The organism is Ruegeria arenilitoris (assembly GCF_013031355.1).
Lineage (GTDB): Bacteria > Pseudomonadota > Alphaproteobacteria > Rhodobacterales > Rhodobacteraceae > Ruegeria > Ruegeria arenilitoris_C.
The window spans coordinates 15,344-41,395 of the sequence record NZ_WPZO01000005.1; the positions used below are offsets into that span (position 1 = coordinate 15,344).

Annotated in this window: 23 protein-coding genes and 1 pseudogene; 9 read left to right on the forward strand and 15 right to left on the reverse strand. The window is 57.5% G+C overall.

The genetic code is table 11. The annotated features are described in order from the left end of the window. Positions 1-62: 62 nt before the first annotated feature. The 13 genes from GOX63_RS13155 to GOX63_RS13215 form a co-directional block, all read right to left on the reverse strand. A complete protein-coding gene (locus GOX63_RS13155; protein WP_170328998.1) occupies positions 63-929 on the reverse strand; it encodes a hypothetical protein in 867 nt (288 codons plus the stop codon). Between the two features lie 152 nt (positions 930-1,081). Then, positions 1,082-2,374, reverse strand: a complete 1,293-nt coding sequence (locus tag GOX63_RS13160) for a hypothetical protein (protein WP_170329000.1) — start codon at positions 2,372-2,374, stop codon at positions 1,082-1,084. A gap of 43 nt (positions 2,375-2,417) precedes the next feature. Next, a complete protein-coding gene (locus GOX63_RS13165; RefSeq protein ID WP_170329001.1) occupies positions 2,418-3,716 on the reverse strand; it encodes a TfuA-like protein in 1,299 nt (432 codons plus the stop codon). Then, positions 3,713-4,918 carry a YcaO-like family protein gene (locus tag GOX63_RS13170; protein ID WP_170329003.1) on the reverse strand — a complete coding sequence of 402 codons (1,206 nt, stop codon included), beginning with the start codon at positions 4,916-4,918 and terminating at the stop codon, positions 3,713-3,715. Before GOX63_RS13170 ends, GOX63_RS13165 begins: the two co-directional genes overlap by 4 nt. Before the next feature lie 94 nt (positions 4,919-5,012). Beyond that, a complete protein-coding gene (locus GOX63_RS13175; protein ID WP_170329005.1) occupies positions 5,013-6,005 on the reverse strand; it encodes an aldose epimerase family protein in 993 nt (330 codons plus the stop codon). A 428-nt stretch (positions 6,006-6,433) separates the two neighbouring features. Further along, positions 6,434-7,960, reverse strand: a complete 1,527-nt coding sequence (locus tag GOX63_RS13180; RefSeq protein WP_170329006.1) for a tripartite tricarboxylate transporter permease — start codon at positions 7,958-7,960, stop codon at positions 6,434-6,436. A gap of 11 nt (positions 7,961-7,971) precedes the next feature. After that, positions 7,972-8,397 carry a tripartite tricarboxylate transporter TctB family protein gene (locus tag GOX63_RS13185; RefSeq protein WP_170329008.1) on the reverse strand — a complete coding sequence of 142 codons (426 nt, stop codon included), beginning with the start codon at positions 8,395-8,397 and terminating at the stop codon, positions 7,972-7,974. Between the two features lie 53 nt (positions 8,398-8,450). Continuing rightward, a complete protein-coding gene (locus GOX63_RS13190; protein ID WP_170329010.1) occupies positions 8,451-9,398 on the reverse strand; it encodes a tripartite tricarboxylate transporter substrate binding protein in 948 nt (315 codons plus the stop codon). 84 nt (positions 9,399-9,482) lie between these two features. Then, positions 9,483-10,313 (reverse strand): universal stress protein, encoded by an 831-nt coding sequence (locus tag GOX63_RS13195; RefSeq protein WP_170545929.1) that lies wholly within the window; start codon positions 10,311-10,313, stop codon positions 9,483-9,485. A 104-nt stretch (positions 10,314-10,417) separates the two neighbouring features. Next, a complete protein-coding gene (locus GOX63_RS13200; protein ID WP_170545932.1) occupies positions 10,418-12,085 on the reverse strand; it encodes an alkaline phosphatase family protein in 1,668 nt (555 codons plus the stop codon). A 132-nt stretch (positions 12,086-12,217) separates the two neighbouring features. Beyond that, entirely contained in the window at positions 12,218-13,702 is a 1,485-nt protein-coding gene (locus tag GOX63_RS13205) for an aldehyde dehydrogenase family protein (RefSeq protein ID WP_170329036.1), read from the reverse strand. Between the two features lie 19 nt (positions 13,703-13,721). Continuing rightward, on the reverse strand, positions 13,722-15,326 hold the full coding sequence (locus tag GOX63_RS13210) for a thiamine pyrophosphate-dependent enzyme (protein ID WP_217356196.1): 1,605 nt from the start codon (positions 15,324-15,326) through the stop codon (positions 13,722-13,724). Positions 15,327-15,329: 3 nt separating this feature from the next. Then, on the reverse strand, positions 15,330-16,415 hold the full coding sequence (locus tag GOX63_RS13215) for a pyridoxal phosphate-dependent aminotransferase (protein ID WP_217356197.1): 1,086 nt from the start codon (positions 16,413-16,415) through the stop codon (positions 15,330-15,332). 20 nt (positions 16,416-16,435) lie between these two features. Between GOX63_RS13215 and GOX63_RS13220 the strand changes: the two genes are divergently transcribed. The 3 genes from GOX63_RS13220 (at position 16,436) to GOX63_RS13230 (ending at position 19,284) form a co-directional block, all read left to right on the forward strand. Next, positions 16,436-17,353: a helix-turn-helix transcriptional regulator gene (locus GOX63_RS13220; RefSeq protein WP_170329016.1), complete on the forward strand. Its 918-nt coding sequence runs from the start codon at positions 16,436-16,438 to the stop codon at positions 17,351-17,353. A gap of 127 nt (positions 17,354-17,480) precedes the next feature. Then, the gene (locus GOX63_RS13225; RefSeq protein WP_170545934.1) at positions 17,481-19,097 is read left to right on the forward strand and encodes an FAD-dependent monooxygenase; all 1,617 of its coding nucleotides are present in this window, start codon (positions 17,481-17,483) and stop codon (positions 19,095-19,097) included. Positions 19,098-19,107: 10 nt separating this feature from the next. Then, positions 19,108-19,284, forward strand: coding sequence for a DUF2783 domain-containing protein (locus GOX63_RS13230; RefSeq protein ID WP_170329020.1), 177 nt, complete (start codon positions 19,108-19,110; stop codon positions 19,282-19,284). 50 nt (positions 19,285-19,334) lie between these two features. Here the strand turns inward: GOX63_RS13230 and GOX63_RS23785 are convergent. Both GOX63_RS23785 and GOX63_RS13235 read right to left on the reverse strand, forming a co-directional pair. Further along, a pseudogene (locus GOX63_RS23785) lies at positions 19,335-19,523 on the reverse strand (IS6 family transposase); the annotation flags it as partial. 66 nt (positions 19,524-19,589) lie between these two features. Continuing rightward, positions 19,590-20,531, reverse strand: a complete 942-nt coding sequence (locus GOX63_RS13235; protein WP_170329022.1) for a LysR family transcriptional regulator — start codon at positions 20,529-20,531, stop codon at positions 19,590-19,592. Between the two features lie 156 nt (positions 20,532-20,687). On the opposite strand from GOX63_RS13235, the gene GOX63_RS13240 reads away from it, so the two are divergent. The 6 genes from GOX63_RS13240 to GOX63_RS13265 all read left to right on the forward strand — a co-directional run bounded on the left by GOX63_RS13240 (position 20,688) and on the right by GOX63_RS13265 (position 26,033). Then, positions 20,688-21,704: a TRAP transporter substrate-binding protein gene (locus GOX63_RS13240; protein ID WP_170329024.1), complete on the forward strand. Its 1,017-nt coding sequence runs from the start codon at positions 20,688-20,690 to the stop codon at positions 21,702-21,704. Positions 21,705-21,771: 67 nt separating this feature from the next. Then, positions 21,772-22,308, forward strand: a complete 537-nt coding sequence (locus GOX63_RS13245; protein WP_170329026.1) for a TRAP transporter small permease — start codon at positions 21,772-21,774, stop codon at positions 22,306-22,308. An 18-nt stretch (positions 22,309-22,326) separates the two neighbouring features. Next, positions 22,327-23,667 (forward strand): TRAP transporter large permease, encoded by a 1,341-nt coding sequence (locus GOX63_RS13250; RefSeq protein ID WP_170329028.1) that lies wholly within the window; start codon positions 22,327-22,329, stop codon positions 23,665-23,667. Positions 23,668-23,685: 18 nt separating this feature from the next. Further along, entirely contained in the window at positions 23,686-24,180 is a 495-nt protein-coding gene (locus tag GOX63_RS13255; RefSeq protein ID WP_170545937.1) for a universal stress protein, read from the forward strand. A gap of 25 nt (positions 24,181-24,205) precedes the next feature. Further along, a complete protein-coding gene (locus GOX63_RS13260) occupies positions 24,206-24,592 on the forward strand; it encodes a nuclear transport factor 2 family protein (protein WP_155142170.1) in 387 nt (128 codons plus the stop codon). A gap of 37 nt (positions 24,593-24,629) precedes the next feature. Further along, a complete protein-coding gene (locus GOX63_RS13265) occupies positions 24,630-26,033 on the forward strand; it encodes an NAD(P)/FAD-dependent oxidoreductase (RefSeq protein ID WP_170545940.1) in 1,404 nt (467 codons plus the stop codon). Positions 26,034-26,052: the final 19 nt, after the last annotated feature.

Here is a 26,052-nt window from a genome sequence, read left to right on the forward strand (position 1 = left end):
CCCCGCTTGGCAGGGGCCTTTTACTATTCTCGCCTGATGTGAGCAGTGAACTTGGTGCCGGATCAGTCTTCTGAGCCGCGCGCACGTGCACCGCTGACCCGGGCTCCGCTAACACGCGCCCCACTTACGCGGGCGCCGCTGACACGCGCACCGCTGACGCGTGCACCACTCACACGCGCGCCGCTGACAGCCGGGCTGTCAAAGCCGAAATAGATGTCCAGAAGAACTTGTTCGAACTGACCAGTCATCACGTCCATACGCATTGTGTAATCGGCCTTGTCGTAATCCCACACTCGAATATCATTGGCAATTTGGTAGTCGGCAGCGGAAACCCCGCTAAGTGACGGATCGTTGGGTGCGCGCGCTGCCAGATCACCCGGCTTATTTCCATCCGTTGCGCTTTCACCTTCGCCATGAACCAGCATCAAGATAGGTTCGGGTAGTTCGTAATGGGTTCCTTCGTAGGCAAAGGCGTAAATCCGAGCAATTCGTGCGTCATCACCCAACTGATCGGCCAGTTGATTGTTTTTTCCAAGCCCTTTGCGTTTGGATACTTTTTTGAATTTTTGGCGCCCTTTGTTGTAGCTGCCGATTTGCTTCCAAAACCCTTTCTGACTATTGGTTCCGCCACCCTCTAAAACTTCAATTATTGTACCCCATGGGTATTGAGTCTTGCGGTCCCAAGGATTGCCAGCGCCACCAGTAACTGTCCAAAGTCCGTTTTCATCGCGTTTACCCTTTGGCTGATCCTTGACCAGAATTTTTTCACCTACACCCACAGTCACCCCGTTAACTGAAGTACCGCTAAATGGTGAGGTTAGTTCCTGGTCGGTGGCCGCCTTCGCTGTAATTGTAGGTTTTATCTCTATCTCTTGAACCAAGCGACCAAACAACAACACTTCTGAAAAACTGAGTAAGGATTCGGACATCTCACTTTCTCCCAACTACGGGATCGACGAAGCCAGAACCCTCATCTACCCCCTCTAAATTAACCCGAATAAATAACTCGAGCAAATACGTTCCAAAAATCACCCTACGATTGCATGCCACAAAACCATTCAAAAATAAAGAATTTTAGGCGCTAACCCGGCACCTGCGTGCGGACCGAATTCGAATGACTGTCTTCTTCGGGATTGGGCAGGCGTGGCCCGGCGGTTGTCAGACCGATGTCGCGCATCCGAAAGTTGCCCTCGATTATGTTGCGGAAGGCGCCGCCGGTGATCTCTTGATCCACCGCCAGCAGGGCTTTTTCCACCCCGAAATAACTGAGCATATCCGCGTCAAGCATCTCCCATGTGTCGGCCAGATAAGTGCCCAGAAAGTCGCGCGCCTCGAGCAGGGCGATGCGGAACCCTTCGGGATTTTCGGCATATCGCTTGTCGAAAATTCCCTGCATCACCCGGCTGTAGTCAGGAGAGCCTTCCAACTGATCCGACAGGTGTTCTTCTTCGGGCGAGATCAGGTCATGCACCAGCAAACGCTCGTGATAGATGTCGACGAAGATATCGAACATTGCACCAGTCAGGGGCTCGGACAAAGCGTGCTCGCTGGACCAGCCGGCAGCAAATTCCGACAAGGACCGGTCATTGGCCGCAATTCGGATCTGCGCATTTTCCGACAGTTCGGCAAATCGGCTTAGGCGGTTGAAGGTATAGAGGTTCCCGCGTGTGTTCTCCAGCAAGTCATCGACCACCGAACCGAAATGCAACGACGCCAGCAAAGCCACCAGATCAGCCGCGGATTCATGGAACCCGTAATACTCGCCCGAGGCATCGCCGTTAGACGGCATCCCGATCACGCTGTAGATGATGGCATGACCGATCTCATGCGCGACTACGTCGAAGTTCAGGCTGTAGGGGCGGTATTCATCGCCGTGTTCATGGGTGCCGCCGGTTTCCAGAAACCCCCAGCCGATATGTGCGTTGTCGAGGCTGGGCAGCAGCGACAGTTCAAGCCGGTCAAAGTCGCGCGCGAAATGCCAAGGGATCGGGCGGTCAAAATAACCCTGCCAGACATCCATGGTGAAATGGGCCGAGCCGAACAGATGCGCGGCTTCAAACGCAGGATTGGTTGGGTCGATGTGGATGAAGTTGCCGAACTCATCCGGCATGGCGGGCGGTTGGATTTGCCCGTCCCAGGGCGGCAGATACATGCCCGGTCCGTTTGGCCCCGGAATTATCGCACCATAAGGGGTGGTCTTCCCGACCGGGTCGACCGTGTACATGCGCGGCCCGGACGGCCCCGGCCCAATGCTACCCTGTGGCGCAGAAATCTCGACCAGTTCCAGTTGGGCGTTGGGCTCCAGAAACGGAGACTGCGGATACAGCAGAAACCGGGTGCCGGGTTCTTCTTCGATCTGTTCGGGTAAGTTCACAAAACGCCCTCCCGTGTGGTGCCCGGTCAAATCCGGCGGCCTCTCATTCGGCGGCTCCGCTGTGGCAATACAAAAACTCTGCTTCTATCATCTCATAAAACGCATCGCGCCCGGTCAGACCAAGCGCCACTGCGTAAGAGTCAAGATCATCGGGCACCGTCTGGTCAAGACGAGATTCAAAATACCACATCAGCACCCGCAACCGGTCCACGCCGGATTGGCCAGTCGGAAGAGCCTGTTCCGCCTTGCTAACGGCCCGATCCCGCAGCTGAGTGTATTGATCCGAACGGCGCAGTTCGGACAGCAGCTGCGTGTCCAGACGGCCCGCCCGTGACGCAGTGGCGGCTTCGATCCGGGCCGCGTCGGCCAGCATCGCCTCGTAACCCTCGGGGTTCAGGTCATTCGCTGCAATCCAGGCCATCAGGTCGGATCGCCGTGACAGGCCGACATTGGCCCGGTGGTCCTCCATCTGCCGGACCAGTTCATCCCGTTCTGGGGTGCGATCCTGTCCCGAGGCCTCCTCGCGCGACAGCAGGGCCAGAACCGCACGGTCCCTCAAGGTAGAGTAAAGCTCGGGCTGCAGCCGCAACTCGTCGATCACGCTGTGGTCGGCGACCGAGTCCCCGGCATCGATCCGTGCGCGCAACGCTTTCCACATTAAAGTGCGTTCGGTGCGTGCAATGTCCGTCGGGGGCAGGGGGCTTCCGGCCAGATGTTCCGACATACGTTCCAGCATGGCAACAGCATCCCGGGCCTTGGCGTCGATGCGCCCCGTCGGCAGCCAGTCTTCGAATTCGGCAATGCCCGGAAGGTCCTGCAGCGCCGCAAGAATGTCTGACCAGATGCGATTACGGTAGTGCATCGTCTTTGCGCAGCGCAGCACCTCAGAGGCCGTATCTGATGGCAGGATCGCTGCGGTCTGAGCCTGCGTCACAGTCGCACGGATCGACACCATCGGCTCACTCAGAGGCTGAAAGCCCAACTCAGCCGGGCTATGCAGCACAGCAACCTCGTCGTCGTCCTGCAACGTGCCGTTATAGTAATCCTCGAAGATGCCCCCAACACCGATCATTCCGAAATTGGCCAGTTCCGCCGCACGCAGGGCGCCCATACTAGCGCTGCCGAAGACCGGAATGCCCTGTTCGATCGCCCACAGAATCTCTTTGTGCCAGACCGAGGGCACGCCTTCGAAAAACCCATCGATGATACCTATCGCCGTCGGTTTGTCGCCCACTACGCGGTACACATCACCCTGCCGAACGGGCGGCAGGATCGTGGCGTCCAGACATTCCGAGATCGCCTCTGGCGCAAGGGTTGGGCCTACAAAAACCACCGCCGTCATGTCAGATCTTCCCTGATGCGCCGGGCCCGGGGGCCGGGGATGTAATCCGGTTCGTCATGCGGCGCCTCAAGCCGAGGGATGACGGCCCGCACCACGGCAATGTCATATTCCGGCCGAGACAGATCGACCATTACCACTTGCGCGGCGCCCACAGCGGAGAGCCGCTGCAACAACAGCTCCAAATCCTCGTCAAAAGAGTTGGTTACATGCGACGGGCAGTCGCCAAAACTCTGATCCGCCGCAGCGCCGTCAATCAAATCGCGCACATAGCGCCCGCGGTCCATTTTCGCCTGATCGGTGAATTCCTCGGGGTCCAAATCGTCCCGCGCGCCCGAGATATAGGTCAGCCGCGTCTGCGCCGCCTCGGTCAGGGCGCGTAGCAAGGCAATGGCGCGGTCCGGATGGCACCCGTCCCCGATGCCGATATGGCCGGGCTGCCCACCGCCTTCGCAGATCACGCAGCGAAAACTGGCGATGCCGATATCTGAGGTCGTGTTCCACAGCCCGACCTCCAACCCCGCATCGGTGATCATCTCAATGGCCTGACGACAGCGCGGATCATCGACACTGCCCGGATCAAGACGCGGCAATCCCGGTTGGTGGTGCCAAAGGGTTGTGGCATCCCGTTCGATCAGCTCGCAAATGGCGTGACAGCTGGCCTCGGCCAGGTTGTTGCCCGAGGCCAGCCCATTGGTGGTGCGGGGAAAGGCTGCCTGACCGCCGACCGGCGCGCTGGTGTAATCGGTATCGACCATCTCAAGCGGGACCCAGCATGGTCCACCCGTGCCCAGATCGTGCCCCTTAACCCACAGCATATTCCGATGCGGGTCAAAGCGCCCTCCGGTCACTTGTGGCAGACTGGTCGCGTCGACCACCATGGCCTCTTCAGCAAGCTCTGCATATCTGGCCAGCCGTTGCGGCAACTGAACCCGTTCAGCGTGCCAGGATTCAATCGCTTCCATCACGCCCGAGGCCTCGGCCGCGCGCAAGGACAGCCCCTTGCCCAGCGACACCGCAACTGATCGGGAGTTGGGCCTTGCGACCATCACCGTGGGTAGCCCAATCCGGTCCAGCCCGGTCAGGTTCGCAATCCGGGTGATGCCCATATCCTTCAGAAACGGCTTGACGATCTGCAGGGTCTGTTCCGGGTCGCGCAGCCGATGCGTGTCCAGCACATATTGCTTCTGCGATGCAATGGGCATGTTTCGGACCTTGCTAACTTAAATGACCGCAATGAAAAATAACCGCGCTGGGTCAATCTGTTACGGCGCAGGATGCTGGATCGAATCCGTTCGGTCAACCGTTGTGGTGCGCTGACCGGTTGAAGCTGAGCCGAGATATGTGGAGATACCGTTCCCCCGCGCGCAGGATCACGCTGGGGTAGGAGGGATTGTTCGGCGCATCCGGCCAGCCTTGCGGCTCCAGCGCCAAGCCTGAATAGGGCACGTATGGTTCGCCGGACAGGGTCTCACGTTCCAGATGGTTCAGATGTGTTCCGGAATAGACCTGCAAGCCCGGTTCGGTGGAAGACAGCGCCATCCGAACACCGGACAGCGGGGACTCCAATACCGCCACAGGCTTTTCCGGCGTCCGCTGGTCGGAGATGCAGAAATTGTGGTCGAACGGGAAATCCCCAACCATCCTTGGCGTGCGGAAATCGAACTCGGTGCCCTGAACTGGCGTGGGATTGCCCGACGGAATCAGATCGTCATCAACGGGCAGGTATCGATTGGCGGCGATTTCCAACTTGTGGCCGGTTATGTCTCCGCCACCGTTCAGGTTGAAATACCAATGCGGTGCGAAATTACAGACCGTGGCGCTGTCCGAATGTGCCTCAATCTCCAGACGCAACACCGCCGGGTTTTCCACGCTGTATCGGGCTGACACGAACAGATCTCCTCCAAACCCCATGTGCCCGTCCGGCAAATGCAGAGTGAAAGTCACGCTGGTCGCTGAACAATGCTCAACTTTCCAAAGCTGAGTTGAGGCTCCATCCTGCCCGCCATGCAGGCAATGGCGGTCGCGAAAATTGCGATTCAGGTGAAACGTCTCTCCGTTGAGGTGATAAGCCCCCGACGAAATTCTGTTCGCGCAACGGCCAACGATAGGCCCCAAATACTCATCCTTGCGCAAATATTCTGCCGGATCACGCCATCCAAGTACCAACGAGTGGTCGCAACCCTCCAGACGAAGATCGCACAACATTGCCCCCAATTGCATCAAGGTCGCCGTCAAACCTCCGTTGGAAATCGTGATCGCTTGCGGTTGACGCTTGGCTGTTTGTTGCATTCCAACCTCTTAAAACGTGATGTCGATGGCAGCCAAAACGTGTATAGCGGTCAAACTTGGTGAAGCCTATAAACTTAGCTTGAAGTATTCTGACGGTGACCCGCTTACTATTTAACATAACCATGATTACACCTAATTTCTGCTTATGAACCTCAACAAGCCGTTCACCTTCATGAGGCGCTCAAGGTCTCCTCTTCATTTGGAGTTTGCCATTTTCGCACTCAGCAGACGTCAGATTTTCGCTTAGGTTACAAATCACTACAATTCAGCCATTCCGCACCTCTGCATCTGTAGCAAAAAACCCTTAGCCGATCTTTGTTGGTCTGGAGGGATTATGCAGTGCGGCACGCCAGAGGAGACGTTCGCTGCGCAGTTAGAAACGAGCCTAAAATAAGTGAGTATTCGACGATGGCACCTATGTCCTGATCTCAGTCCTCGGCTGTGACTTGCGATGATTTAGTGGTGTCTGGCCCTGAACGCCTAAGGAACCACCATATCGATATGATCGATACCAGTAGCAGGAGTAGCGCGATCGGATACTCGATTATCCGTGTCCAGTCGCCGTTCATCAAAGCAAGGCTCTGCGAAAGCGATATCTCAAAGCGCGGTCCCAGAAAAAAGGCAATGATAAAGATGACAACCGAGTAACCGAAGCTGCTCATCAGATAGCCGATCCCGGCAAAGACTAGCATTACAATCACGCCGAAAATGCCTCCGGTTGCCATCGAAACACCAACGATACAGAGCAGCAGCGCTGAAGCGAAGATGATGGATTCCGGCGCCGAAACAACTTTGACCCAAAATCGCAGGCCCACTTGGCCAACCCACAGGTTCAGGAAATTTGCCATGATCATGGCGCCAAACAGCCCATAGATCAGGCGGCCCTGATCCTGGAACAGAAGCGGGCCAGGTTGAATACCATGGATCATGAAAGCACTGATGATCAGGGCAGCGCCGACGCTGCCAGGAATGCCGAGAGTCAGAAGGGGAATGAGGTTTGAACCCACAACCGCCGAATTCGCGGATTCTGCAGCGGCGATGCCGTGCAGATTGCCTTTACCGAACGAACCGGGATCCTTCGAGGCGCTTTTGGCAGAGGCATAGGACATGAAAGCCGCCGCAGTTGATCCGATCCCGGGTAGCGCACCCAGAACGGTTCCGATCATCGCACCCCGCAGCATGGTAAAGCGGCAGGCCCAGTATTCCGCCCAGGACACGCGCATGTCCTGCGGATTGCCGGTGTCCTTGACCTCGACCGCGGGTTTCACCTGGCCGGACATTTGCGTCAGTCGGCGCAGGATCTCTGCAATGGCCAGCGTTCCGATCGCAACCGATGCCAGGGGCAGCCCGTCGTAGAAATCGAACATCCCGAAGATCAGGCGAGGCGTGTAGTTTTCAGGGTCGGTCCCGACGGATGCGCAGAGCAGACCCAAGGCGGCGGCGATGATGCCTTTGATCAGCGAATTGCCAATCAGCCCGGAAAGCACCGAAAACGCAAAGACCATCAGGGCAAAGACTTCTACCGGCCCCATGCGCAGGGCGAGTATTGCCAAGGGTGCTGAAACCGTGATCAGGACCAAATCACTGAAGGAGTCCCCGGTCACCGAAGAAAACAGCGCCATCTTGGTGGCCTTCAGCGGCTTGCCATCCCGTGCGAGCGGATAGCCGTCCATGGCCGTGGCAGCCGCATCGGGGGTGCCGGGCGTATTCATGAGGACCGCAGGCACAGCGCCACCAACCAGCCCTCCCTTGTTTACCCCGACCAAAAAAGCAATGGCAGGCAGCGGGTCGAGTCCGAAAGTAAACGGGATGGCGATTGCCATGGCCATCACTGGCCCGATTCCGGGGACCGCGCCAACGAACTGGCCGACGACGACACCGAAAAGGACGAATGCCAGGTTCCAAATTGTGAAGGCATCGGCAAAGCCCGCCAGAATTGTGGAAAGATCAACCATGTCCACTCTCCTCAGGGCAAGGCCCGGTCGAGGACCTGCACAACCAGCAACCAGATCGCGCCGGGCATTCCCACGACCCCACATACCAGCCAGAAGGGACGTCGTTCGCCAATCAGTAACATGATGGCCAGGGCAATCATGGGGGCGACATAAATGAACCCAAACCGGCCCATGAGAACAAGACCAACCATAAGCAGGCCGAAGTAGAGCCCGGCCCGGACAAATTCGCTTGCCTCTTGCGTGTGGTGTTTCGTGGGGCGCAGCATCAACAAGGCACCGCAGAGGCTCAACACGATGGCAACAGCATTGGGGACGGTGTCAGGGTGAACCCAGCCACCTTCCACCTGTTCGACGAAGGTTGGTATGATGAACAGATAGAGCGCCAATCCAAACAGCAGAAAGAAAAGTCCGGAAGCGCGGTCTGCGTTGATCTTCATGGTGCCCTCCTGAAAATGCCCCCGCCGAGTTCTTTTTAGCGGGGGGGTGTCAGTTACTGTCCGAACAGGACTTTGACGTTCTCCACGCCGTCGACCATCATCTTCTCAGTGCCTTCGGCGCCGAGGTTCAGGACCTCGGTCGTTGCGGCGTTGCGCACGATCTCGGCCACTTCATCCGTAGCCATTGCGTTTTCGAGCGCGTTGGTCAGGGCCGCGACAGCAGCAGGATCGGTGCCAGCGGTTGTAGCGAAATAGAAGTAAGGGTCGAGATAGGCGCTGATCCCCGCTTCGCGCACCGTCTGCACGTCCGGCGCATAGTCGTGGCGGGCGTCATTGGCGCTGGCGATCATCTTGAAGTCACCCGACTCGAGGTATTTGATGTGGGTACCAGCAGAGAACCCGGCCATCACCTGACCGCCAAGGATCAGCTTTTGGGTTTCCGCCTCTCCCTTGGTCGACACAAAGCGAAGATTTGCATCTGCTTCGCGGTTTACCACCTCCATCAACAGCTTCTGCGGCGGGGCTCCGAAGCCGATGGCCAACCCGTCATTGGCCTTGGAATACTCGATCATACCAGCAAGGTCGTCGAACGGTGCATCAGCCCGGGCGATCAGCGCCAGTTGAGCCCGCGAAACAGTGCCGAGATATTCGAAACTGTCGAGATCGAAGCCAAGTTGGTCGCCGCGCTTCACGAGGTTGATCAGGACGGGCATATTGACACCCAGGCCGATGACATTCCCTTTGGGCGGCATTTTGGCGATGCCGGTAAACATGGCGACGCCACCGCCGCCCGTCTTGTTTTCGGCAATGATGTTCCAGCCGGTTTGCTCTTTCATAACCTTGGCAATGACGCGGCCCATCGTGTCGGTCGATCCACCAGCGGCAAAGCCGATCTGCAAGCGAAGTGTACCGGTTGGCTCCCAGTCTTCGGCCATTGCACCTCCGGCAAAGGCCATCAATGCCCCGGCCACAAACCCGGTGATTGTCCGTTTCAGCTTCATGGTTTCCTCCCTTTCAAGGTGTCTTTGGATCGTGCTTTCGGGACAGGTCGTTGGTTCTCCTCCGGACCGCCCTGCCCGCCTGCGTCAATGAGAGACAAAAACGGGTATTTCAGCCTCTCGAAGGATGTGTTTCGTGACCCCGCCAAACAGGTCTTCGGACAGTTTCGAGTGACCGAAGGCTCCCATGACCAAAAGGCCCGTTTTCTGTTCCATGCAGAAGTCGAGGATCGTCCGAGCGGTTCCGCCCGATCCCCTCGGCACCACGACGTGTTTTGCCTCGACACCGTGGCGTGCCAGCAGCGTCGGCAGATCGATGCCCTTGGTTTCCCGGTGAACACTCTTGTCCCCCACGGTGACGATCGTAACCATCCGCTTGGTTTCCAAGATGTTCATGGCGTCGAACAGGGCGCGGGACGCATTACGCTTACCATCCCACGCGATCACGGCACTTTCGTTGATTTCCGTCGGCCGGAACCGCTTGGGTGCCACCAGGATCGGTCGGCCACTTGCGTGTGCAATCCGATCAGGGTGCAGCGTATATTCATCCGCCGCAGGCAAGTTTTCATACTGCCCCAGAACCGTGACATCGAACATCCGCGTGTAAAAGGAAATGGTCCGATCCGGATCGGCGTGGACATCGATCCAGTGCTGTTTGTCGGGATCGACCTTGCCATCGAGATAGCTGCGAAACCTGTCTTCGAGTTCCGTCACCCGACCCGCGATGATGTCATCCAGAGAAGCCGCCACCTTCTGTGCCAGCCAGGGGGGGAAGTTCTGCACAATGTTTGACACGCCATGCGCAACGATGCCGGTCAGATGGGCATCGTATTTTCGCGACATCAAGGCGCCCAGATGCAAGGCGGTATCCGATGCTTCGCCGCCGTTATAGGCAACCAGCAGGTTTTTCAGTGTCATGCCTTGCCTCCCAACTCGCCACCCGCAACCGGGATGAGTTGGAAAACAAGTTAACGTATGAATGAGTTCCTGCCTGTCCACTGAAACATATGACAAGAAGGTCTCTATTCCGCCTGCCGCATGTCCCTGGCCCGGCGTCCGGTGTATTTTGCCGTCAGCCTGGCGGGGACATCGTTTTCATCCCAGACGCCGATCATCACGCCGGTGTCTGCCTTTTCTGCGCGGATTTCTTCCAGCCGTTTCTTGGAAACCGTTGTGCGTTGCGACAACCGTCGGGCCCATGCACCCAGCAGGTCATACATCTTGCGGATCGTGTCGCCATGTTCGGGTAAGGCACCAAGGTCCACCAACTCCTCCGGGTCGGTCTGCAGGTCAAACAACATGGGCCGGTGCCCCGTTTCGAAGTGGATGAGCTTCCAGCGGCGTGTCGCAACCATAAACACCATGGCTTCGTCTGGGCTGGCTCCCAATAAGACGGCCTCGTTGTTGGTGGTGAAATCGACCTCGCAGAACACTGCCTCACGCTCCGTATCGGGTTTTTGACCATGCAGGATCGGCAACAGGGATTCCCCTTCGAGGATGTGATCCGCAGGCTCACCGCCTGCCAAATCCAGGAATGTCGGCGCCAGATCAATGCTTTCCACCAAAGCATCGCACGCGGTGCCCCGGGTGGCGTCCGCCTCGGGCGAGGGGTCATAGATGATCAACGGCACTCGGATCGAGCTTTCATAGAAGAACGACTTTTCGCCCAGCCAGTGATCGCCGAGAAAATCGCCGTGATCCGAGGTCAGCACGATCATTGTGTCATCCATGCGCCCCGTGTCCTCAAGCCACTTGAACAGCACCCCCATCTGGTCATCGATCTGCTTGATCAGCCCCATATAGACCGGGATCACCGCATCACGTACCTCGTCGCGGGCAAAGGCCTGACTGACCCGGCTTTTCATGAAGGCGTCCATTACCGGATGCGCATTCTCACGTTCCGCTTTCGAGCGTTGGGCGGCCTGAACATGTTCGGGGCCGTACATGTCGTGATAGGGCGCGGGGACGATGTATGGCCAGTGTGGCTTGATGTAACTAAGGTGCATGCACCAGGGTTCGTCACCCGCCTGTTCCATGAACGCCATGCCCCGGCGCGTCAGATAGGGGGTTTCGCTGTCATCTTCGGCGATGTTGGCCTGAAGCGGAGAGTTCCTGAGGAACCAACCGGACAACACATTCCCGTCTTCATCCAGCCCGGAGTTTGCGAAGTCATGCCAAGGGTTATCGCTGTCGTAGCCCTTCTCCGACAGGTATTCGCTGTACTTCAACGCGCCGCCGGGATCATACAGGCCCGCTGGTCCTTCGGGGCGCATGCCGTCGTCTCGTTCGAACACATCAAAGCCGCATTCGGCAACACGCGCACCGATAATGGTGTCACGGCTAAGGCCAAGGCGCTCCATGCCCTCCAGATCGGGCTCCATATGGGTCTTGCCCACCAGCCAGCAGCCCATACCGGCCTTGCGCAAGTGGTCGCCCAGCGTCTGCTCTCCGACTTTCAGCGGGACAGTGTTCCAGGTCGCGCCGTGGCTGTGGGCGTAGCGGCCCGTGTAAAAACACATGCGCGACGACCCGCAAATCGGAGACTGGATGTAAGCTCGATCAAACCGCACACCCATTGACGCCAGCCGGTCGATGTTGGGCGTATGCAGATGCGGGTGACCGTAGCAGCCAAGGTAATCCCAGCGCAGCTGGTCGAACATGATGAACAGGATGTTTTTAGCCTTGGCCATGTCGCTCTCCGAATGTGACCTGCTCGCAAGGTCAGGTGATTGCCAGAAGCCGCGCGGTGCCCCAAAACTCTGCCGCCAGTGCGTCGCCGATAAGGCGCATTCTCCGTTCCCGGACAAAGAGTGCCTGTGCGGTCACAACTGAATCCATGTCGCTTTGAAGTTCTCGTACTTTTCCAGCGCATGAAGGGACTTGTCCGCACCGTTCCCCGATTGGCCCACTCCACCCAGAGGGGATGTCATGTCCGAGCCAGCGAAGCAGTTCACATGCACCTGACCGGATTTTATGCGACCAGCCATCCGGTGTGCCCGCGACAGGTCCGAGGTCCAAACCGCCGAGGACAGCCCGTAGACGGTTTCGTTGGCAATCTCGACCGCCTCATTTTCGGTGTCAAAAGCTCGCGCTGCCAGTACGGGGCCAAAGACCTCGTTCTGCACCACGCTCATGTCGGGTGTGACATCCGTCAGAATGGTGGGCTGGTGATAGAACCCGCCAGTGTCGGTGTGCAGTGCCTCGCCACCGGTGGCCAAAATGGCGCCTTGTTCCAACGCCAATTTCACTGCCGCTTTGGTTTTGTCCAGTTGCGCGGCATTGGCCAGCGCGCCGGTGGTATGGTCCAGTTTCAGCGGGTCGCCTACGTGCAGTGCCTCGGCATGTTCGCGCAGCTTCTCCATGAACTCGTCATAAACGGTGCGCTCGACCGCCAGGCGCGAGGCCGCAACGCAAACCTGACCGTTGTTGCGGAAGATCGAGGCGGCTGTCTGGGCTGCCGTCACCTCAAGATCGGGTGCATCGGCAAAGACGATGTTGGGTGATTTGCCGCCGAGTTCCAGATACACCCGTTTCAGGTTGGATCGCGCCGAGTACTCCATCAGTTTTCGGCCAACCGCTCCCGAACCAGTAAAGGCCAGCACATCGACATCCATGTGCAGTCCCAAGGCTTTGCCCGCTGTTGCACCCTGCCCCGTCACCAGATTTAGCACGCCCGGCGGCAGCCCGGCTTCAAGTGCAAGTTCGACCACACGGATCGTCGACAGGCTGGCGTCCTCCGAAGGTTTGAGGACTACCGAATTGCCCGCCGCAAGTGCGGGCGCCATCTTCCACGCGCCGATCATCAGCGGGAAGTTCCAGGGAATGATCGCGCCGACCACACCCACCGGTTCCCTCTGGATCAGCGACAGGACATTAGACGGCGTAGGTGTGACCTCGCCATTCACCTTGTCGATAGCCTCGGCGTAATAACGAATGGTACCTACGGCAGATGTCGGCTCGGCCATCAAAGCCATGCGAATGTCGGTGCCATTGTCGCGCGCGCCCAGAACGGCGAGGCTCAGGGCCTCGGCCTCGATCAGCTCCGCCCATTTCAACAGCACCTTCTTGCGTGCGGCGGGGGCAAGTGAAGACCAAACGCCCGCCTCAAAGCTCGCACGAGCAGACGCTACCGCGCGATCGATGTCTTCCACATCACTGTCGGGAAGGGTTCCAAGCGCCGCCCCGTCAATGGGGCTGCTGACCGGTATCTCACGCCCGGATGCCGACGAAAGGAATCGACCATCGATGATGTTGTGCCCCCTTGGAGCGTCGAGCGCGCGCAAGGCGTCGATCTTGTCCTGTTCCAACTGTGTCACTGTCTGGCTCCTATCGGAACTGGTCGATGCTGGGCATTTCTTCGAACGGAACTTCGATCACGGTGGGGCCGTCGGTTGTTGCCAGTCCGCGTCGGATCGCAGCGCGCAGCTCAGTTGCGTCCGTAGCCTGCAGGGCCTGCGCCCCGAAGCTCTCGATCATGCGGGGGAAGTCCGGGTTCACCAGATCGGTCGCTATGATCCGGCCGCCATAGTCGTTCTTCTGCATCTGCTGGACATTGCCGAACTGGTTGTTGTTGAACAGGATGGTGACCAACGGGATCTTGTGCTGCACGGCAGTTGCCAGTTCCTGCACCCCGAACATGAAGCCACCATCGCCGGTGATCGAAATGACCGGCACATCCGGGCGGACCACTTTGACACCCAGTGCGGTCGGAAACCCATAACCTAACGTGCCTTGATACCCGGTCGAAATGAACGTGCGCGGCTTGTAGCTTTGGTAGGCAAACCGGCTGGCGAACCCGACCTGTGTCAGTTCGTCCACAAAGATCCCGTCTTCACCCAGTTCTTCGCGGATGATGCGCAGGGTGGTTTGCTGGGGCTCCAGCACCGCCGATTTCTTTGTCCAGGCAGCCTTGGCTTCCTGCAACTCCTCAATACGTGATGAGCGCCTGTAACCCTCCAGCCGTTCCAGCAGGAAAGGCACCGCTTCTTCGGCGCGTGACGTAATGGCAAGCTCGGGGCGGGAGAAAACCGTGTGGCTGACCGGATCAACATCGATGCGGATGATTTTGGGGCGGTGGCTCTGGGTCCATTTCTCCATCGGGATACGCATCTGGCTGCCGATGGCCAGAACGACATCTGTCTTTGCCCAAAGCGGGCGGGCGGCGGGCATGTGAAAACCGTGCGGGCTGCGACTGTCGACTACGCCGTGGCCATTACGGAAAGCCACGACCGGCGCCTGAAGTTTCTCGGTCAGTTGGCGAACCGCCTCGCTGGCATCCATTGCTCCGCTGCCCACGAAGATCATCACGTTCTCAGCACCAGCCAGCATCTCGGCCGCCTGGTTCAGGCCTTCTTCGTCCAGAGGTGGCTGTTTCGGCGCCACATCGCCTGCGTCCAGATCCACCGGACCCTGCGCCGCAAGCACATCCATTGGGATTTCCAGCGCCGTAGGTCGAGGGCGCCCGAAACCGGTCTGGGCGAAGGCCTCCTTGATGCGGCCGGGAATCTCGGCGGGGCTGCTCGCCCGCTCAGCCCATTTTGTCAGGCGTTTCAGGATACCCAACTGATCGTTGATCTCGTGTAGGTCGCCCATGCCCCGGTCGATCTTGTGCGACGGAATTTGGCCAGTCAGGCACATCACTTTGGCATTGGTGGCATAGGCCGTGGACAAAGCCGCGCTTGCATTGAGAATGCCAGGCCCCGGCACCACGTTGAACACGCTGGTTTCGCCTGTGGCCAAGGCCGAGCCGAGCGCCATGTACGCCGCGCCCTGTTCGTGGCGCGTATGAATGATCCGGAACTTGTCACGGTGATCATAGAACGCGTTGTAAAGCCAGTCATTCTGCACACCGGGCAACCCGAACACGGTCTCGACACCAAGGTTGTGGAGCGAAAGGACGGCGGCTTCCCCGCCCGTCATTCTGGTGGTCATGATTCAGCCTCCGATCACAGTTTTCAGGGCGGCGATGAGCCGCGTATTGTCCTCAGGTGTACCCACGGTGGCACGAATGTGGTGCGGCAGATGGAAGGCTGGGCGAACCATCACCGCCTCTTGCACCAGGGCATTTGTCAGGCTGTCTGCATCATGGCCGACGGGGCAGCGGAACATCACGAAGTTGGCCTGGCTGGGGCTCGTCTCCAAACCCAGATCGCGCAGGCCGCTGGCCAACCGCTTTCGCTCTGAATGGTTGTTGTCGACGGTTTTCTTCAGATGTTCTTTATCTGTCAGGGCGGCGATGGCGGCTGCCATGCCTGCGGTATTGATGTGAAAGGCACGTTTCAGTCGCTGAATTCGGGCGGTCATTTCCGGCGGCGCGATGCCGTATCCAAGACGCATTCCCGCCAGACCGTAGGCCTTGGAAAAACTGTGCACGATCACGATGTTTCGCCCATCCAGAACGTGCCGTATTGCATCGGGCAAGCCCATTTCGGTGGCGAACTGGAAATAGACCTCGTCATAGACAAGTGTCACATGATCCGGCAGACCATCCAGGATTGCAGACAGGGTTTCTTCGCCAAACCAGGTACCCGTCGGATTGTTGGGATTACACAGGTAGACAAGACGCGTTTCTGGAGTCACCGCTGACAGAATGCCATCCACGTCAACTTGGTAACCGGCACCCTGCAGCGCCACGGTATCGATCGGTGCCCTCTTCTTTTGCAGCGACGCCGAATAGGCACCAAAGCAAGGGGGGCAGATGATCGCGCGCTCTCTTTCAGTGAGACAGGCATCTTCGATCAGGGACAACACCTCGACACCACTGTTTGCGGCGAAAAAATGCGATGGCGTCAGACCACGACCATGAAAATCGGCAAGGGCTCCACACAGGGCTGCGTCATTTCGTTCTGGATATACATTTGCCCCTTCAAGGGCTGCCTGTGCCGCAGCCACGGCCTTGGGCGAAGGTCCAAACGGGTTTTCATTCGAGGAAAGCTTCGTCACGGCGCGACCTTGGGCAAGGGCGCTGACGTCATTTGCGGACAGACCGGCCTTGTATTCCATCTGTGTTGCTTCACTCATAGTCTTCAGGCGCTCCTTGAGTGTTGGTGCCGTTTCGCCATGCCCTGGGAACCGGTCTAAATCTGGCTGTGACGATAAGCGCCAAGCTTGGAGATTTATGTCCCTTGTTGCAGGGGACACGCCGGACAGCGTGGTTTTTGTTAAGCCCTCAAGTTGCCAACACCACGAAATCTGCTCATCATGAGATCATGACACTTGAAAACTTCTTCAGCGGTGAAGGGGCCCCGAAGTTCCTGAAAATATTGTCGTCTTGCCTGGCGTCTGTCGGCTCTGCGGACTTCAATGCGCATTTTCTGGATATGATCGAACATGTCGTCAAAGCCGATCAATGTATGATTTTCTCGTACAAGCGCGACCGCCCGCACTGCTATCTGTCGTTCAACGAACGGCAGAAGCAGGCGGCAAAAAACCTGGCGCACAAATACCTACGAGGCGGGTATTTGCGCGACCCTCTGCGCACAGATATCGAGGCCACAAAACAAGACGGACAGATGCGTATTCTCACGCTGCGCGAGCTTTCCGATCGGATGCCGCCAGATTATTGGCAGGAGTTTTTCCAGAAGACGGGAATTGTCGACAAGATCACCGTGCTTGCGCGAAGCGACGACGAGGTGGTTGGGATGAATTTTTACCGTTTTCAAGAGAACGGCCCATTTATCATCAGCGAAGATGAACTCCGCCGCGACTTCTGGACCCTCGTGTCGAAAATCGTATTGCTGCACTATGCAGAAAACCAGCCTGCTCAACTGCAAAGCCCGCTCAATTCGTTGTCAGTCCGCGAAAAAGAGATTTGCGAGGCAATCCTGAGAGGCCTGACAACAGACGCCATCGCCTGGGAACTTGATGTGGCGGCCAGCACAGTCAACACCTACCGCAAACGGGCCTATGAAAAACTGGGGATCAATTCAAAGTCTGCTCTCTTCGCCTTGTGCGCGTGACGCTGTTGACAGCAGTCCAAAGGCTCACCAGTTCATCCTGCCTTGTCCCTTAACTCAGAGGACAGACAGGAATGTCGTTGCAATGAAAGACTGAGCAGGAACGCGCGGTATTCAAAAGGTGGACGGCATGAGACCCACAGGAAAAGGCCAACTGGAGTCGCTGTACTTCACATATCCGCATTTTGAAGCCCCGAAAGATGCTGAACGACGAGGGCTCTCAAATCGGGCAAAAGTCGCCATTGTCGGGGCTGGTCCCGTTGGCATGACAGCGGCGCTGGCGTTGGCAAAAGAAGGTATTCCTTCGGTACTGCTCGACAACAAATCGACATTTAATGACGGCAGTCGCGCGATCTGCATCGAGCGTCAGAGCTATTACATGCTGGATAGCATTGGTGCACTGGACCCGTTTCTGGAGAAGTCACTGGGATGGACGACAGGTCGGTCATTCTACCGCAATCGGCAAATCCTCGAGTTCGAGATGCCGGACGGCGAGAACGAAAAATACCGTCCGATGTACAATATCCAGCAGCAATATATCGAAGAATATCTTCATGATGCGGTTGCCCGGAACGATCTGATTGACATGCGCTGGCAAAGCGAGGTCGTTGCAATAGAAGATCTGAAGGATGGAGTGGAACTGACCGTCAAGGACAGCGAGGACGTCTATGACCTTTGCGCCGATTGGGTGCTAGCTTGCGATGGCGGAAAAAGCCCGATCCGCAAAATGCGCGGGTTGCGGCTCAAAGGTGAGAATTTTGAAGGCCGCTATGTCATTGCAGACGTACAGTTGGACCATGATTATCCCACGATCAGGCGGGCACTGTTCGATCCGGCCTGCCGCCGCGGCGGTACGGTCCTGATCCACCGGCAGCCCGACAATATCTGGAGGATCGACTACCAGTTGTTCGAAGACGAGGCGACGGAAGACGCCATTCAGGAAGACCAAATCAGAGCCGGCGTGCAAGGTGTGTTGCACGAAATTGACTATGAGGGTCCGTGGAACCTGGAATGGTGGAGCGTTTACACCGCCAACACGCTGGCCTTGGATGACTACCGCGACGGTCGGGTGTTCTTTGTCGGCGATAGCGCCCATATCGTGCCAATCTTCGGCGTGCGCGGCCTGAACAACGGCTTAGCCGATGCGATCAACATCGGCTGGAAATTGGGCTGGGTGCTGAACGGCAAGGCCGGACCTGATTTGCTGGACAGTTACACACCCGAGCGGCGTGGCGCGACGATGGACGTGTTTGCGAATGCCTCCAAGAGTGCACGTTTCATGACACCGCCAACACATGGTTGGGAAGTGATGCGCAATGCTGCCTTGTCACTGGCAATGGACCATGAATTCGCAGGACAATTGGCCAATCCGCGTCAGATGCGCCCCTATATCTATGCCGACAGCCCGGTTGTGACTCCGTGTTCCGATGAATTTACGACGGGCCCCGAGGTCGGAAAGGTTCTGTCTGAAGTCAAGCTGAACCGAGGCTACTTGTCCGGCGAGTTGGGCCATGGTTTTACGGTTTTGTGTTTTGATCAGGCGCTTGCCGACGCCATTCAGTCTGCAGTTTCGCGTGAACACTTATGCGCCATTGTCCTGTCGTCAGACGGCCCAGTGGCGGAGATCTATGGCGCGAGAAAAGAAACGGCGTATCTTATCCGGCCCGACCGGCATGTCGCAGCACGCTGGAAAGCCGCCACGCCAGCTGAGGTACTTGCGGCTTACAAAACTGCAGTTTGCAAGTGAGGAGAAGCTGATGGCTCAGGTCGACATCGAAACAGTCTATGAGGCAATCGCCAAATCCATTGATTTGGTCGGCCCGCAGCAATCCGAGCATTTTCTCGCCAGGCTTGCCCTGCTTCTCAGCCAGGAATCCGACAGTACGGAAAAGGTTCTGTCGTTGGTAAAGCAGGCGGGCTCGTTGCAGGAGTAAATCGATACCAGCGAGGCCGACATCTGTATTGTATATCCATTCGGTTTGCCCGAGATTTTGGGGCGTTTCTTCGATTGCGCTCTCGCTGCGGGTATCGGCGAATACTTCACAACCCATCTGTTGAGACGCCCTTGGTCAACACGAACACTGCGTTCGGCCATGATCTCTTCCAAATCACGATAGGACACGGTGTACCGCAGACAGAAGTGAACGGTGTGAATAAACGCTGTAATCTGCATGATCGTCAATCCAGACCCAAAAGTCTGCGACACAACACTTTGTGATTGTTGCCTTCAAATTAACCGTCAGCAGGTTTCAGCATGATCTGGACTGTCGTGTTGTTGGCTCAAAACACTCATGAAAAGTTTGGTGATGCGTGTTGGCGCGGGTTGCCTTCGGGTCACAGCCGCAAATCGCGTTCGATACTGCGTTTCGCTGGGCAAAACCTTCTTCATCATTTTCTGGTCGACAAATTGCCGGGCAAGGTGGTCTGGCAGATACCCAAGATACCGGCCGGACAGGATCAAAACAGCAAGAGCCTGTTCGCTCTGTACCTTTGCTGCGCGCTTAAAGCCCAGCTGCTGACCAACGATGAGATTTGGGGAATTCACGCTGAGGCCCGCATAGTTGAACTTGCGCAGCTCGTCCACGCTTAGATCGGACTCTGAACGATCAAACAGGGGGTGCTCGTTGCTGCAATACAGGAACATGTCTTCGCCATACAGCGGGACATAATCAAGACTGGCTGAGGGACGGTGCAACGCAATGATCCCGATATCCAGATGCCCGGTAATAACCATGGTTTCGATCACGTTGGGGGGTTCCACCGAAAGCTCGATTTGAACGGCGGGCGCAGCCTCGTTGAACTTGTGAATCGAGCGGGCCAACCGCGCCTCCGGGTTTGAGGTGCATTGATCGAACAACGCTACCCGAATGGTTCCCGCCAGTTGCTCCTTGATTTCGTTCACTTCGGTTCGAAACTGCGAGACGGAAATCAGCAGTTCTTCGGCGGCGCGCAGCACCTTTTCCCCGTCCTCTGTCAGCGAGAAACCAGAAGGCCCGCGATTGCAGAGTTTCAGGTCCAGACGCAGCTCAAGGTCCGAGATGTGTTTGGAGATTGTCGACTTGCCGATATTCAACTCAACCTCGGCTGCCGAAAGCCCGCCACTTTCAACAACGGTTTTGAACACCCGCAACAGCCGGATGTCGGCGTCGCCTATTCGTGTGGACAGTGTGTCGAGCTTCATTCTGCAAGTTCGATATATGTGAAACCTATCGCGCAAAGTTTAGCAACGAAGAAACACTTTGCGCAAGCTAGGTTTTCCGCGCCGAGGCAGAATCGGACTGGCCAACTCTCCCCTGGTCAGCGCGCACCTCGAAATCTGACAAACGGGAGGAAATCCATGTCAATCATTAACAAGCTTGGCACCTTCACCGCTGCCGTATCCGTGGCGGCGCTGATGGTCGCAGGCGCGGCTGACGCGAAAGACTTCAAGATCGCGGTCGGCGACAGTGCAGGCAGCCCGCAGGAAGCGACCGGCAAGTTCTTTGTCGAAGCGCTGGAGGCGAAATCGGGCGGCGAACACACCGGCACGTTGTTCCTGAACGGTCAGCTGGGCTCGGAACAGGATACCGTGAACGAAGCGGCCATCGGCACGCTGGACATGTCGCTGCTGGCGATCAACAACGTCACTCCGTTCTCTCCTTCGGTGGGCGTGTTCACTCTGCCCTACGTCATCCTCAGCCTGGAAGACGCTGAAACCCTGACCCAGGGCCCGATCGGCCAGGAACTGACCGAAAACACAATCCGTGACGCAGGCGTACGCATCATCGCGTGGACCTATACCGGCTTCCGCCGCCTGACCAATTCGAAGAAACCTGTAACTTCGGTTGCCGACCTGCAGGATCTGATCATCCGCGTTCCCAAGAACGAGATCATGATCGAAACCTACAAGGCCTGGGGCATCAACCCGACCCCGATGGCCTGGTCGGAAACTTTCACCGGCCTGCAGACCAAAGTCGTTGACGGTCAGGACAACCCGTACATGACCATCAATGCGATGAAGTTCTACGAGGTGCAGGACCACGTCACCAACCTGCGTTACATCTTCTCGATCGAACCGCTGATTATTTCCGAAGCCGTGTTCCAGAGCCTGAGCGAAGAAGAGCAGCAGATGATTCTGGAAGCAGGTCAGGAAGCGACCCTGAAATCTGCTCAGTTCCTGCGCGACTCGGAAGCCGCGATCAAAGAAGAGCTGGTCGCCAAGGGCATGGAAATTGTTGATCCCGAAAACGACGAGGCCGAGTTCATCGAACTGGCGACCGGTGCCGTATGGCCGCAGTTCTACGAGTCCATCGGCGGCGTCGAAAAGCTGAACGCTGTTCTCGAAGCCATCGGCCGCGATCCGGTCCAGCAGTAATCGCCGCAGAGCGATGCAGGGAAGAGCGCCACGGCGCTCTTCTCATCTCAGGGAGGAGGGAAACCACATGTTCTGGAAATTTCTGGACAATATAGAAAGCATCATATGCCGGATTTTGTTATCCGGTTTCGTCTGCCTTTTGTTCGTACAGATCGTCGCGCGCGAAGTCTTCGGCTTTTCGATCAGCTGGATCGAGGAACTCTCGGTCTACATGTTCGTCTGGTTCGTCTATTTCGGCGCCAGTTACGCCGCCCTGAAGGGCGCGCATAACCGCGTGACGTTCCAGTTCAAGTTCCTGCCCGACGGCGCGATCAAGTATATCGAAGCCTTTGCCGATCTCTTCTGGCTCTTCTTCAACGTCTACTTCCTCTATCTGGCGACGGACTTTGTTTTCAACAAGATGAACAAGTTCTGGAAGTCCCAGACGTTGGGCATCGAGATGAAGTACATCTACATGGTGCTGCCCATCGCCTTTGCGCTGATGACCTTCCGCATCCTTCAGGTGAACTACCGCCGCCTTATCAAGGGCGAGGAAATTCACGACCCCGATCAGATCGACCTCGACGAAATCAAAGCTGCGACCGAAGCAGCGAAGAACGACTAAGGGCCGGGAGGACACGTCATGGAATCCGAAATCGTTACAATTCTGTTTGGCTCATTCCTACTATTGCTGCTTATCGGTGCTCCGATCACTGTGGCTCTGGGTGTGGCTTCGCTGTTTTCGTTCCTGTATCTGGGCGAAAACCCCATCAAATTCGTGCAGATCGCCTTTACTTCGGTGGGAGCCTTCCCGCTGATGGCGCTGCCCGCCTTTATCCTGGCCGGAGCCCTGATGGAGGCCGCCGGGATATCAAAACGGCTTATCAATGTAGCTGAAAGTCTGGCCGGCCCCTTCACCGGCGGCATTTCGGCGGCAACTGTCATGGCCTGTCTGTTTTTTGGCGCCATCTCGGGTTCCGGCCCGGCAACAACCGCGGCGGTGGGGATGCTGATGATCCCTGCAATGATCAACCGCGGATATGAGCGCGGCTATGCCTCGGCGATCACGGCCTCCTCTGGCGGCCTCGGGATTATCATTCCTCCCTCCATCCCGATGGTGATTTTCGGCATTGCCGCGCTCGGCATGGCACCACCGCCCGAAGCGGTCGAAAAATTCGGCACCTTCCAATCGGTCTCAATCTCGAAACTGTTCATCGCAGGTTTTGTTCCGGCCTTCCTGATTGCCACCAGCTTGCTGATCCTTAATTTTTTCATGTCCAAAAAGCGCGGCTACAAGGGCTCGGCCGAAGGCTGGTCCATCCGTAACGTGTTCTGCGAGATGTATCGCGGGTTCTGGTCGCTGATGGCACCGCTGGTGATCCTGGGCGGTATCTACACCGGCTTCTTCACCCCGACCGAGGCTGCAATTGTCGCGATCTTCTACACGCTGGTCGTAGGTGTGGTCATCTACCGTGAACTGACCTGGCAATCGCTGTTCCAGTCGCTTGAGGCCACGACGTGGCTGACTGGGCGGGTGCTGCTGATCCTGTTCACCGCAACCGTGTTTGGACGCCTGCTGGTGGAAAACCAGATCCCGGCGATCATCGCTGACTCGATGCTCAGCTTTACCGACAACCTTTATTTGATCTGGGCGCTGATCATCTTCTTCCTGCTGTTCGTCGGCATGTTCATGGAGACGCTGGCCACCATCCTGATCCTGGTTCCGGTGATGCTGCCCGTGGCCTATTCGGTGGGAATTGATCCGATCCACTTTGGCGTGGTGATGGTCTGTACCCTGGGCATCGGCTTCCAGACACCACCGCTGGGTGAGAACCTGTTCATCGCCTCGGGGATTTCGAACATCTCGATCGAGCAGATCTCGCTGCGAGCGCTGCCGTTTGCCGCCGCCAATACAGCCGCGATCTTCATCATCGCCTTCTTCCCTGAACTGTCGCTGTGGCTACCACGGCTGCTGGGCTACTGACCCGGAAAGGATGACGACATGAAACAACTGGTCACCAACATCCTGTTTGCCACCGACCTGTCGGCGAACTCACCCCACGCCCTGCGCCATGCCGCCAGCATCGCGCAGGCGACCGGAGCGCAGATTCACGTCCTACACGTCAACGAGCCGCTTTCAGATGACGTCAAAATCACGATGGAAATGTTCATCCTGAACGAGGAGACCCGCAAAACCGCGCAGTCGCGCCGCCACGAAATGGTGCGCCAGGTGTTGGCCGAACGGCAGGCCAAGTTCTGGGCCCGTTTTGAAGGCGATGACGCCAAGATCCGCGAACAGGTCACCTCGGTCGAGGTCACCGATGGCCACCCGGCCGAAGTGATCCTGCGCCGTTCGGTGGAGATGGGCTGCGATCTGATCGTGCTGGGCGCGCATGACCACGGCTTCTCGCACACCTTCCTGGGCACCGTCGCCAAGCGCGTTTTGCGGCGGTCCAAGATCCCGACACTGATCGTTCCGAACCCGGACGACGCATAACAACCCTCATTAGAAGGAAAAACAAATGAGCAAAACCCTGACCGCACAGGACCTGGCCGACACGTTCGACGCGTTCAACCGTCACGACATCGACGGTGTGATGACCCATTTCGCCGATGATTGTGTGTTCTACACCGTGGCCGGCGATGAGAAATACGGCAACAAAGTCGAAGGTGCTGAAGCCATCGCCGCCGCCTTCTCTGGCGTGTGGGCCGGCATGAAGGACGCCCATTGGGATCACCACAGCCATTTCGTGCATGGTGACCGGGCCGTATCGGAATGGACCTTTTCCGGCACCGACGCCAACGGCATGCGGATCGAGGCCGAAGGCGCCGATCTGTTCACCGTGCGTGACGGGAAAATCATCGTGAAACAGGCGCTTCGCAAAACGCGCCCAATGTTCAAAGCCTGATCCGCCGCCCTGCGCGCAGCTTCGGAGAAAAACAAGAATGGTGGACAACAGCATCCCGCGTCACTGGCCCAAAGCCAGCTATGATCCCAAATATGACCCCATCATAGATGCGGGTCCGGGTCACAATCGCGACCACGCGCCAACCTATTGGATTGGTACCGCAGGCACGCCGCCAGCGGATGACGGCCCGGTATCCAGTGACATGAACGCCGATGTCGTTGTCATCGGCTCGGGCTATACCGGCCTGTCGACCGCCATTCATCTGGCCAAGGAACATGGCATTCAGGCCGTGGTTCTGGAGGCAAACACCGTGGCCTGGGGCTGTTCGACCCGCAATGGCGGGCAAGCCCAGATTTCATCCGGGCGCCTGAAGCGATCGCAGTGGATCGAGCGGTGGGGCATTGATGTTGCCAAAGGCATGCACGCAGAGGTGACCGAAGCCTTTGAGCTGTTCAATGATCTGATCGCGTCGGATGATATCGACTGCGATCCGCAGCCAGGTGGGCATTACTATATTGCTCACCGGGACAAGGTGATGCCGTCGCTCAAGAAAGAGAGCAAGCTGCTGAACGATGTATTCGGCTATGACTCGCGCATCATCTACCGCGATGAATTGCACGAAAGCCACGTGCGGGACATGGAGGCAGCCGGCGCCATGTGGGAGCCTGATGGCACCTGCATTCATGCCGGCAAGCTGGCCTTTGGTTATGTCAACATGGCCCGCCGGTTGGGCGTGAAAATCCACACCGGCAGCCCGGTGATGGGATGGGAGACCAAAAGCGGCGTTCATCATCTGCGCACGCCGGGGGGCATTGTCCGGGCAAAGACCGTAGCTCTGGCGACCGCCGGCTACACGCCACCCGGCTTGAACAATCGGACGAAACATCGCCTGATGCCGATCCTGTCGAATTCGATGGTCACCCGGCCGTTGACCCGGTCCGAGCTGGAAGAGTGCGGCATTCAGACCAAGTCGCCCCTGACCGATACCCGCACACTGCGGCACTACTATCGCCTGTTGCCGGACAACCGGATGCAGATCGGCAGCCGCAGTGCGGTGACAGGGCGGGATGCTGAAAACAACAAGCATTTGGAACTGCTGAAAAAGGGCCTCGCCCGCAAGTTCCCGGCGCTGGAAGACATCAACCTCGACTACTCGTGGTGGGGGTGGGTCGATGTAAGCCACGACATGATGCCCCGTATCTTCCAGCCAGACCCTGATCAAAGCGTGTTCTACGCAATGGGGTATGGCGGCAACGGCGTGATGTATTCAGCTCAGGCCGGGCGACGCATGGCGCAGTTGGTTGCCGGTGAAAAGGACAAGGCATTTGACCTGCCAATCTTCACGTCGCCTCTGCCAAGCCATGGCATCCTCACACCCTTCCGGCGATTGGGCCAGCGCATGGCTTATGTCGGCTACTACCTCAGGGACGAAATTCTCTAATTCACCAACGCTTTGACGT